This is a genomic window from Actinomadura scrupuli (assembly GCF_050971785.1).
Taxonomy (GTDB): Bacteria; Actinomycetota; Actinomycetes; order Streptosporangiales; family Streptosporangiaceae; genus Actinomadura_E; species Actinomadura_E scrupuli.
In genome coordinates this window covers 21,258-28,553 of sequence record NZ_JBPCCU010000020.1, presented here as the reverse complement: position 1 = coordinate 28,553, position 7,296 = coordinate 21,258, and the positions used below count along the sequence as shown (strand labels likewise).

Annotated in this window: 6 protein-coding genes; 2 read left to right on the top strand and 4 right to left on the bottom strand. The window is 73.4% G+C overall.

Annotated features, from left to right (window positions below):
* On the bottom strand, nucleotides 1-674 hold a 674-nt coding region (locus ACRYCC_RS43585), incomplete at its 3' end, for a phosphatase PAP2 family protein (RefSeq protein ID WP_433820117.1).
* Nucleotides 675-860: 186 nt separating this feature from the next.
* On the opposite strand from ACRYCC_RS43585, the gene ACRYCC_RS43580 reads away from it, so the two are divergent.
* The gene (locus tag ACRYCC_RS43580; RefSeq protein WP_433820116.1) at nucleotides 861-1,616 is read left to right on the top strand and encodes a peptidoglycan-binding domain-containing protein; all 756 of its coding nucleotides are present in this window, start codon (nucleotides 861-863) and stop codon (nucleotides 1,614-1,616) included.
* 72 nt (nucleotides 1,617-1,688) lie between these two features.
* Nucleotides 1,689-3,365: a hypothetical protein gene (locus ACRYCC_RS43575; protein WP_433820115.1), complete on the top strand. Its 1,677-nt coding sequence runs from the start codon at nucleotides 1,689-1,691 to the stop codon at nucleotides 3,363-3,365.
* A gap of 64 nt (nucleotides 3,366-3,429) precedes the next feature.
* Here the strand turns inward: ACRYCC_RS43575 and ACRYCC_RS43570 are convergent, their stop codons facing one another.
* The 3 genes from ACRYCC_RS43570 to ACRYCC_RS43560 are packed head-to-tail and all read right to left on the bottom strand — an operon-like array spanning nucleotide 3,430 to nucleotide 7,232.
* Entirely contained in the window at nucleotides 3,430-5,145 is a 1,716-nt protein-coding gene (locus ACRYCC_RS43570) for a proline--tRNA ligase (protein WP_433820114.1), read from the bottom strand.
* Nucleotides 5,146-5,200: 55 nt separating this feature from the next.
* Nucleotides 5,201-6,310, bottom strand: a complete 1,110-nt coding sequence (locus ACRYCC_RS43565; RefSeq protein WP_433820113.1) for an acyltransferase family protein — start codon at nucleotides 6,308-6,310, stop codon at nucleotides 5,201-5,203.
* Nucleotides 6,300-7,232, bottom strand: a complete 933-nt coding sequence (locus ACRYCC_RS43560) for an alpha/beta hydrolase (RefSeq protein WP_433820112.1) — start codon at nucleotides 7,230-7,232, stop codon at nucleotides 6,300-6,302. Before ACRYCC_RS43560 ends, ACRYCC_RS43565 begins: the two co-directional genes overlap by 11 nt.
* Nucleotides 7,233-7,296: the final 64 nt, after the last annotated feature.

Below are 7,296 nucleotides of genomic sequence, written 5' to 3'. Positions count from 1 at the left end.
CCGGGTGCGGTCATCGCGACCGCACCCGGCGACGGGCTTTTCCGGGCGCCCGGCACGACCACCGCGTACCGGCCGGCCACCCCCAGCAGCACGCCGAGAGCCCAGCCGGCGAGGGAGTCGGTGGGCCAGTGGTAGGCCAGCAGCACCGTGGCGAGGGCAGCGGCGACGGCCAGCACATGGGCCGCCAGCGTCACCCGCCGAGCCGTACGGGGCGCCAGTTCCGGCCCGAGCAGCGCGGCGGTCATCAGCAGGCAGGCGGCTCCGAGCGCGGCATGGCCGGACGGGTAGGACAGCGTCCCGGCATGGAGCACGTCGGCCCCCGAGTGCGGGGCCGTACGCCCCACCAGCAGCTTGAACACCTGGACCACCACGTTGACGACGACGATCCAGGCTCCGAACGCGGCGAACAGCCGGAGACTGCGGTGGCGGAAGGCCACGATCGCGGCGGTCACGGTGACGAGCGTGCCCACCAGCCAGAACTGGCCGCCCATCACGACCACCCGCCAGAACAGGTGCGCCCAGCCCGTCGCCTCGAGCCCGCCGGGGCCCAGCATGAGCCGCTGGTCCCAGCTCCGCAGCGGCCCGGTCACCAGCACGTCCACCGTCGGGACCAGGATCAGCACCACGGCCACCAGGCAGAGCACCCGTTCGCTCCGCCGCCGTACGATCTCCACGTTCCCCCTCGCCACCGCCCCCGCGGCCCGGCACCCACGATCATGTCCAGTATGCCGGGGAGTGTTCCGCGGGCGGCCCGCACGCCGCGCGACGCACCCGTCCCGGCTCCCGCCTACCGGGGCGTTTCCGCTGCTCGGCCCCACTAGGGTCCTGTCCCTGACGGGAGATCCGAAGGTGGAGGGCCGATGGAGATGCAGACCAGGACCACCGCGGTGCTGCTCGTGACTCCGCTCGTCACCCTTCCGGCGGCGCCGGGCGCGACCGCGGCGGCGGTTTCCCCGGCGATGCCCCCCACGGCCGCGGCCACGACGGCGTTCGCCGCCGGCTCGGGCGCGGCCGGCCGCCCCACGCTGAGGAGGGGGGCGAGGGGGCCCGCCGTCAGGCGGCTGCAGACCCGGTTGCGGGCGCTGCGCTACGACCCGGGCGCGGTCGACGGGAGGTACGGCGACCTCACCGTGCACGCCGTCTGGGCCTTCCAGAAGGTCAACGGCCTCGGGCCGAGCAGCACGGTCGGTCCCGCCACCTGGGCGGCGCTGGCCCGGCCGCGGACCCCCCGGGCGCTCGTGCGGGTCGGCGCCGCCGGCCGGATCGAGATCAGTCTGCGGAAGCAGCTGCTGGTCCTCTACAAGCACGGCACGGTCCGGCTGATCACCCATATCTCGTCCGGGTCCGGCCGGCGCTACTTCTCGCAGGGCGCGTGGCACACGGCCACCACGCCGACCGGGAATTTCAAGATCTTCCGGCGGATCAGGGGCTGGCACCGCTCACCACTGGGCCTGCTCTACAACCCGGTCTACTTCACCGGTGGCGTCGCGGTGCACGGCGAGGGCAGCGTCCCGCCATACCCCGCCTCGCACGGCTGCGTGCGCATTCCGGTGCACACCGGCGACCTCGTCTACCCGCTCGCCTCGATGGGCACGCACGTCTATGTACGGCGCTGATTTCGCCTCTTAACAGGGTCTTTACGGAGGGAATTCGTATTCTGGGGGGACTCTTCCAGAAGGGTTGCCCGCGTGCCTCTGCACTATCGCTCGGTATTCCAGGTTCGCGACGCGAACCCGGCCGAGGTCGCGCGCGAGCAGTTCGCCATCTGGTTGCAGGAACTGGGCAACCAGGAGGTGGACCTGTCTCCCGGCCGCCGGACGCTCACCGAGGGCGTCGACCTGGCGGTCGCGGAAGGGCCCGACACCGCGCGGTTCCGGCTGCGCAACTCCGGCTATCCGGTGCGGCTGATGACCACGCTGACCGCGCACTGCGAGCCCGACGGGACGGCGTGGCTCTGGCTGGAGCAAGAGTACGAGGCCTCGGCGACCAACGTCGAGCCGCTCAAACTGCGCCCGCCCGGCCTGATCCGGGGCATCCTGCGGCGCGTCAACGGGTACGACGGGCTCGCCGTGCTGACCGAGGAGCCGCACCGGGTCACCGCGGCCGGGCTCGACGTGCTGATCGACGTGCTCTGCGACGACGAGCATCAGGTGCCCGTGGTCGTGGCCAGCACCCATCCCTGGCGCAACACCGCCGAGTGGACGGAGATGACCCGCGACCTGACCGCCAACCTGACCGGAACGGCGGCGGTCTACGTCCTGGACCGGGAGGCCACCGACCTGCTCGACGGCATGGCGGCCTTCGAGGACCACAAGGTCTACGGCGGTGCGGTCCGCACCTATCTGCCCGGTGTCGATCCGGCCAGCCCGTCGGACGCCGCCCGGCACCGGGTGCTGCCGCAGGCGCGGATCGTGGAGAGCCCCGGCCGGGCCAAGATGCTGCTCACCGTGCTGCCGTGGCAGCAGGCGCGTACCCGCCCGCTGCCCGAGGCCCTGCGGCGCATCGACGCGGGCGGCTTCGAGAGCGGGACCAAGACCGACGTCGCGCGGCTCCTCCAGGAGCCCGCGGTGGTCGCGCACGCCGACCCGGTGGCGGAAGGGCTGATGCTGCGGCTGTCGGCGGCGCTGCAGGAGGCGCTGAGCCGGATCGGCCACTACGAGCAGCAGCTACGGGACGCCAACGCGCGCCGCCGGGTCGCGGAGGACCAGGCCTACGAGGCGGAGCGGCAGGCGGAGAAGGAGATCCTCGACCACGACGCCACCCGTACCGAGCTGGACTCCGCACTGGACCAGGTGCGCTGGCTCCAGTCGGAGCTGGTCGGCTCCGGCCTGGTCGAGCGCGCGTACGCGCCCGTACCGTCCGATCAGCGCACGCCGCAGCTGCTGTCGGTGGGCGAGCTGCGCCACCACGTGCCGCGGCTGCGCCGGGTGGGGGTGGACGTCGACTGGGAGGTCGCCGAGCGGCTTGACGAGAGTTTCAAGGCCGCCACCTGGGCCGCGAAGGCCTGGCGCGCGCTGCGGGCGCTGGACGACTACGCCGAGGCCCGCAGCAACGGTGAGTTCGACCGGGACTTCTACGCCTACTGCCAGGAGCCGCCACCGGGCCGTACCGGGATCTCCGCCAACGTGGTGGCGATGACCGAGAGCGACGACACGCGGGGCAACCGGAGATTCGCCGCGGCCCGGCAGTTCACCGTCCCCGTCGAGGTGAATCCGGAGGGGAAGGTGCACATGTGGGCGCACGTCAAGCTCGACTCCACCGGGCGGACCGCGCCGCGCATGCACTTCTACGACGACACCGCCGGCCCGACCGGTCGCATCCACGTCGGCTACATCGGCCCGCACCTGCCCAACAAGCAGAGCTGACCCCTGGCCCCTGACCCCGGCCTCCCGCCGTGATCATGCAATCAGTCGACGAACGATTGCATGATCACGAAAGGGCGGGGGGTGCCGTGATGAGGGCGTGGACGTGGGCGGCGGCCTCGTCCACCGGGACGGTCACGGTGTCACGGGTGGCCCGGGTGGTGACCTCCACGGTGCCGCCGGCCAGCCCGCGGGAGCCGACGGTGATCCGGTACGGGACGCCGACCAGCTCGACGTCCTTGAACTTCGCGCCGGGGCGTTCGTCCCGGTCGTCGAGCACGACCGCGATCCGGTCGGCGGTGAGCCTGCCGTAGATCTCTTCGGCGACGGTCCGGGACCGCTCGTCGTCGCCGTTGAGCAGCACCACGGCCACCTCGAAGGGGGCGACCTGGAGCGGCCACACGATCCCGGCGTCGTCGTGGTGGGTCTCGACGATGGCGGCCATCGCGCGCTCCACCCCGATGCCGTACGAGCCCATGATCGGGGTCACCCGCTCGCCGTCGGGGCCGAGGACGTTCACGCCGAGCGCCTCGGTGTACTTGCGGCCGAGCTTGAAGATGTGGCCGACCTCGATCGTGCGGATCACCTCCAGCGGCTCGCCGCACCGCACGCACGCCTCACCCGCGCCGGCCTCGCGCAGGTCGGCCCAGGTGCGGACGGCGATGTCGCGGGCGACATCCACGCCGCTCAGGTGCACCCCGTCGGTGTTGGCCCCGGTGGTCATCGACCGCCGGCCGCGCAGCGCCTCGTCGGCGATGACCGGCAAGTGCGTGACTCCGACCGCGCCGAGGCTGCCGGCCGAGGCGCCGAGCGCCTCGACGATCTCCTCCGGATGGGCGGGCCGCAGCATCGACGCACCGGTGACGTCGAGGAGCTTCTGCTCGGCCAGGGCGTGGTCGCCGCGCATCAGCACGAGGGTGACCGTGTCGTCGACCACGTAGACCAGGGACTTGATCTGGGCGTCGGCCGGCACGTCGTGCCGGCGGGTCAGCTCCTCGATGGTGCGGGCGTGCGGGGTGTCGAACCGCTCGGGTGCGGACGGCCCCGCCTCGTCGTGGACCGGCGGCAGCGCCGACGTCGCCTTCTCGACGTTGGCGGCGTACCCGCACGCCGCGCAGCGCACGACCAGGTCCTCGCCGGCGTCGGACGGGCACATGAACTCGACCGACGTGCTGCCGCCCATGCTGCCGCTGGAGGCCTGCACCGGGATCGCGGGAATGCCGAGCCGGGCGAAGATCCGCTCGTAGGCCGCATGATGGCGGTCGAAGGCCGCGTCCAGTCCGGCCTCGTCCAGGTCGAAGCTGTAGGAGTCCTTCATGGTGAACTCCCGCACCCGCAGCAGCCCGCTCTTGGGGCGCGGCTCGTCGCGGAACTTGGTCTGGAACTGGTACCAGACCTGCGGCAGCCGCCGGTAGGAGTTCAGCTCCTGCGCCAGCGTGGTGAAGATCTCCTCATGCGTCATGCCCAGCGCGAGGTCGGCGCCCTTGCGGTCCTGGAGACGGAACATCTCCTCGCCCATGACCTCCCACCGGCCGCTCTTGTGCCAGATCTCCGCCGGGTGCATCGTCGGCAGCACGAACTCCTGGCCGCCGATGTGGTTCATCTCCTCGCGGATCACCTCGATGATCTTGGCCCGTACCCGCACCGCGAGCGGCAGCAGGGAGTAGTGCCCGGCCATCAGCTGGCGGACGAACCCGGCGCGCAGCAGCAGGCGGTGGCTGACCGCGTCGGCCTCCGCCGGGTTCTCGCGGAGCGTGGGCGCGTACAGCTGTGACCAGCGCATCAGTGGTGACCTCACAGTTCGGCGATCCGGTGATCGCGTCGGTGAAGGACGTATTCTATGTGCGCTCGAAGCGGTGGAACGTCAGGCAGAGGGCGGCGAGCGCCGCCGCGAACACCGGGAACCAGGCCAGCCGCTCCAGCGCCCAGAACGCCCCGGCCGGCACGGTGTGCAGGCCGGCCAGCACGCCCAGGGGGCGGCCGGCGAGGGTCACCAGCATCAACGCGGTCTGATGCCACAGGAACAGCGTCATCGCCGACAGGTTGGCCACCACGACCGCGGCCCAGGCCGGTGGGTGCCGCAGCCGGCGCGCGAGCCCGTCCCTCACCAGGAGGGCGGCGCCGACCTGGGCGATCCCGAAGGTCACCGCGGCCAGGCTCGGCGGGTTGAGGTTGGAGACGGCCGCGCCGGGAACCCCGACCATGCTCGCCGGGTACCCGGCGTACAGGACCAGGGCGGCCGTGGCCGCGGCGCCGCCGCCGAGCAGCAGGACGGCGGGCCGCCGGGAGACGAGGGCCCCGCCGGCCCAGGCGACCCCGAGCAGGAAGGGCACCAGCCAGCCGGCCGGCAGGTTGACCCAGCCCAGCCAGGCCGGGCCACCGAAACGGAAGCGCGCGAGGTCCACCAGCAGCACCACGGCGGCGGGGACCACGGCCGTGGCGGCGCCGAAACGTGCCTGGCACCTCAGCAGCACCGGGATGGACGCGGTCAGCGCCGCGTAGACGGAGAGGAACCACAGCGGGCTGACCGTCAGGGTCAGCAGGGTCCGCAGGGTCGAGCCGGGCACGCCCGCGCAGACCAGCGCGACGGTGAGCGCCGCCCAGGCGGCGAGCAGCACCGCGGCCGGCCGGAACAACCGGCCCAGCCGGGCGCGCAGCCAGGCGGGGTAGCGGCCCCGGTACCCCTTCGCCCCGGAGTATCCGCCGACGAAGAAGAAGATCGCGAGTGTCTGCAGGATCCAGGACACCGGGGCGAAGGCGGGCATGGTCGCGAGCGGGCTCGCCGCCCGGAGCCCGCCGTCGCGGACCACCAGCGCGGTGACGAGCCAGTGCCCCGAGATCACACCGAGGATCGCGACGGCCCGCAGCCCGTCGACCGCGCGGTCCCGGCCGGGCGGGGTCGCGGCGTCGACGCGCTCGGCGAGTGCCCGCAGCCGGTCACCGGTCATCGGTGACCTCCCCCGGGCGGCCCAGCGCGATGAGGGTGAGGTTGCGCAGCGCGATGCCACCCGGTTTCAGGTAGTCGCCGTGTCCGCCCCGTCCGGCGGCGAAGCGGCGTGCTCCGAACCCCGGCCGGGTCGGGTCGGTGCCCAGGCCGAGACCGAGGAAGCGGCCCTTCGGCACGTACCTCATCCAGTCGCCGTCGCCGAGGCCCGCCCACACCCGGGCCCCGGTGCGCAGCGACCGCGCGGAGGAGACGGTCATGCCGGGGCTGCCGAAGACCGCGAGGTCGGTGACCGGCAGTCCGGGCGCCGCCGCGCCGCACACGACCGAGCCGTAGCTGTGACACAGCAGGGCCACCCCGGCACCGCGCGCGGCGATCCGCTCCACCAGGGGCCGCAGTGCCCGCGCCCCGTCCCGGCCGTGGCCCGCGCGGGCAACGCCGAGGCTCGAGGTGGCGGGGGTGTCGTAGCCGAGCCACGCGATCACCGCCAGGCCGCCCGGTCGCACCGCCTGGGCCCGCGCGAACAGCGCGCGGGCTCCGCCGCCCGGGGACGCGGGGCCACGCGACTCGAACGTCCCGAGGGTGGTGTCGGCGCCGGGGACCAGGATCGCGACCCGCCGGGCGGCGGCGAGATCCCCGACGACCTCGATCGCCCGTCCCCGGCCGCGGGCGTCGAAGGCCAGGAAGTGCCGGCCCGGAGCGGCCAGCGCCGCGAGCCGGGCCGCCCCGTCCCGGTCCCCCTCCCGGCCCGCCTCCCGGGCGGCCCGCATGATCGCCCGCCGGTCCGCGGCGTACCGATCCGCGAGCGCCCCCTCGGTCAGTGCGGGCAGGGGCCGCCCGGCGGGCCCGGACACCGTGGTGTTCCCGCCCGCCACGGCACCTGTGAGGAACATGGCCGCGGTGATCGCGCCGCACGCGAGTCTCATGCGCGTCCTTCCTGGTCAGGATGGTGATTAACCAGGAAATTACGGACGCGTCCCCCTCGTCGGC